Consider the following 3,330-nt stretch of genomic DNA (forward strand, 5'->3'; position numbering starts at 1 on the left):
AGCCCCGCCACGGTGGGCGCCTCACCCGCTGCCCGCAGCTTGCGCCACCAGGCCAGCGTATCCGCCGCCAGCCGCGCCAGCAGCATGTTTGCTTCCTCCGCTAGTAGGTAAGACGCCCGGAACTTCTGCCGGTCCGCATTCCAGTCCCCCGGCTTACATTTTTCACCGGTAGCGCATTTCAGGCGGACACCATCAAAATACACCACCAGGTGCACCGGGCACCGGCCGGCTTTGTCTTTCTTGTCCGTTCGCAACACAAATTGGGCAACCATACATGGGGGGCGTTAGGGGGGGCGTCCCTCGCGTAGGAAACCCCCCGTTTCGCGTCGTGGAGGACCGAGACCCCCAAACGCAAAAAACCCGGAAAACCCCTTCCACGACGTGAGAAGGCATTTTCCGGGTGTTCCGGGTGTGCATGTATGAGCCTCCTGTCGGACTCGAACCAACGACCCTCTGATTACAAGTCAGAAGCTCTACCAACTGAGCTAAGGAGGCGGGTTGGTGGGGCAAAAGTACGGTTGCGGCGCCAGTATGCCAAACGCGGCGGGCGGCAAAAACAACTACGGGTACAGGCCCGCGGGCTCGCAGAAGACGACGCGGTTGCCAAAGGGGTCGGTTACAGTCATTTCCAGGACCCGCTCGTTCCACTCGGCCCGGGCCAGCACGGGGGCAACGAATGCGTGCGGCTGGCGCAGCAGCTGGTGGTGGAAGGCCAGCAGGCCCTGCACTTCAGCCCGGGCCAGGCTGCCCAGGGCCCCATCGCTGGGGTGGCCGCTGAGGTGCAGCACCACATCGGCCCGCGCCACTTGCAGGTACGCGGGGGCCCCGGCGGGACGGTCAGCCCAGTCGATGCGGAAGCCCAGCCACTCGACGTAGAAGGCCACGGCCTGGGCATAGTCGAGGATACGAAAAACGGGCGTTACCATGCGGGGACGAATAAAGTGGCCGAGGAGACTACCGGGCCCCTAAAATACAACACCCCCGCAAAGGACGCAGCGGGATCCCAATGGCAACGCCGCCGGCAGACGGCACCTAGGTGCGTCCGCCGGCGGCGTGCCAGCTAGTAGTCCGCGCTTAAGCGCGCACCGTTTTGAGTTGCTTTTTGAGCACGTCGATGCGCTTTTGGCCCTCGGCCATGCGGCCTTCGTACTCCTCGCGCAGCTGGGCCGCGTTTTTGGAGCGGGCGAAGAACGCCAGGTTGGTTTGCAGCGTGGCGTGGTCGTTTTCCAGCTCGTTAATTTCCTTGCGCAGGGCCATTTCCTTGCGCGTGAGCTGCTGCTGGGCCTGGGGGCGCGCCTTGAGGCGGGCGACTTCGGCCTGGAACAGCAGCTCGGCGCGCTCGGCGTAGCTCAGGCCGGGCACGGCGGCCAGGTACTGGCCCAGCAGCCCGAGCAGCTGCTCCTCGCTGCGGTCGCCGGTACCGGTGGCGTCGAACGCCGCCGACCAGTCGGCCAGCATGGCGCGGAAGCCTTCCAGCGAAGCGGGGTTCTCGTCGCCGAGGGCCCCCACTTGCGTGGCCACCTGCTCGAGGTAGGCCAGCTGCTCGCCTGAGGAGGCGGTGGCCTTCTCTTCGCGCTGGCGGGCCTCGTGCTTGGGCCGGTCAAACACGGCGTCGCAGGCGTTGCGGAAGCGGTGCCAGAGTTTGTCGGCCAGCTTGTCGGGCACACGGCCCACGTCCTTCCACTCCTTTTGAATGCGCATGACGACGGCGCGGGCGGCCTCGGCGTCGGGGTTTTGCTGGGCTTCCTCGGCCTGGTCGATGAGGGCCTGCTTGGCCTTTACGTTGGCCGATTTCTCGTTGTCGAGCGACTTAAAGAAATCGTTCTTGCGGTTGAAGAACGCCTTGTAGGCAGCCCAGTACTGCTTGTTGAGGGCATCGGCCTGGGCGCGGGGCACGAGGCCGGCGGCTTCCCACTCGGCCTTGATTTCCTGCAACTCGTCGGTTTTCGAACGCCACAGGTTCACGCGGTCCGTTTCGAACTCGGCGAAGGGCTGAATGCGCTCCAGCAGAGCTTTTTTCACCACCAGGTTGGCTTTTTCCTGCACCGAGCGGCCGTCGGAAAACTCCTTGCGGCGCTGGTGCAGGGCGTCGGAGGCGGCGATGAAGCGCTGCCACAGCGGCTCGCGCTGGTCGTTGGGCACGGGCCCGATGTTTTTCCAGTCCTCGTGCAGCTTGGTCAGCTCGTCGAGGGCCTTGTTGATGCCGGTGAGGGCCATCAGGCCTTCGGCCCGCTTGATGAGGTTTTCCTTGGCCTCCTGGTTGCGGCGGCGGTCCAGGTCCTTCATTTCCAGGAAGCGGCCTTGCTTGCTGTAGTAAATGTCGAGCAGGCCGTGGTACGTGTCCCAGATGGGCTGGCTGTCGGTTTGGGGCACCGGGCCGGTGGACTTCCACTCGCCTTGCAGGGCCTTGAGCTTGGCCGAGCTGTCCTTGGTTTCGGCGGCTTCCACCAGCTGGCGGAGCTGATCGAGAAGCTGCTGCTTCTTGGCCAGGTTGTCGCCGCGGCTGGCGTCTTCAGCCTTGGCGCTCTTGGCGCGGCCCTCGCGGAACTCCTGCAATGCCTTGTTCAACTCAAGCTGGCCTTCGGGCTGCTGGAAGGCAAAGGCTTCGGCCTCGGCCCCGCCTTCGGCGAACTTCTGGCGGGCGGCCGAGCGGGCCTGGCCCACGTTGGCCTCGTACTGGCGCACGAGGTCGAGCACGGTTTTACGGTTGCGCTGGGCGTTGGGGCCCCGCAGCTCCTGCACCAGGTACTGGGCCTGGGCGGGCAGATCGAGGGCCGTAAAGTCGGGGGCTTCCAAGGCCACCGGCGCGGCGGGCACATCGGTGGCAGGCACCGCATCCGCAGGGGCTTCGGCCAAGGCTACTGGGGCCCCTTCGGCCGCCGATAATGCGTGGGCTTCCTCTTCTTCGGCGGCGTTGGCTTCGGACTGCGCGCCCACGGCGGGCACTTCCGGCATCGTCAGCGCATCGGTATCGGCGGGGGCATCGTCCAAAGGAGTTTCCGACGAGGTGGGCAGCGCGGCCACGCCTTCGGGAGCGTCCAGCAGCTCTTCGGCGCTGTGCAGGTCCACGGTGGGCAGCGGGGCGGCTTCCTCCACGGTGTGGCCGTGGGGGGCCTCGGCGGCGGGGGCATCGGCCTCGGGCGCGGGGGCCCTGCTTCGGTCGCCGGAGCCTCCTCCGGCGTGGCTTCCAGGGCGGCGGCGGGCAGGGCCGATGCGTCGGGCGCGGGGGCGGCGTCGCCGTAGTGGGCCACGGCGCGGGCCTGCGGGGCCGATACATCAGCGCCGTCCACCGTCGTGGGGTCGGGCACGTGGTGGGCAGTTTCAGCGGCG

At 66.7% G+C, this 3,330-nt stretch carries 3 protein-coding genes, 1 tRNA gene and 1 pseudogene; all 5 read right to left on the reverse strand.

The genetic code is table 11. The features are described from left to right. A partial coding sequence (locus BEN49_RS12615; RefSeq protein WP_239691922.1) for an Arm DNA-binding domain-containing protein occupies positions 1-272 on the reverse strand: 272 nt, incomplete at its 3' end. Between the two features lie 150 nt (positions 273-422). Continuing rightward, positions 423-495: transfer RNA gene (locus tag BEN49_RS12620), tRNA-Thr, on the reverse strand. Between the two features lie 65 nt (positions 496-560). Further along, on the reverse strand, positions 561-926 hold the full coding sequence (locus tag BEN49_RS12625; RefSeq protein WP_070743947.1) for a glyoxalase superfamily protein: 366 nt from the start codon (positions 924-926) through the stop codon (positions 561-563). Positions 927-1,074: 148 nt separating this feature from the next. Continuing rightward, entirely contained in the window at positions 1,075-2,955 is a 1,881-nt protein-coding gene (locus tag BEN49_RS12630; protein ID WP_083326055.1) for a DUF349 domain-containing protein, read from the reverse strand. A 2-nt stretch (positions 2,956-2,957) separates the two neighbouring features. Next, positions 2,958-3,330: pseudogene (locus tag BEN49_RS29545) on the reverse strand (hypothetical protein); the annotation flags it as partial.

The organism is Hymenobacter coccineus (genome assembly GCF_001816125.1).
Taxonomy (GTDB): Bacteria; Bacteroidota; Bacteroidia; order Cytophagales; family Hymenobacteraceae; genus Hymenobacter; species Hymenobacter coccineus.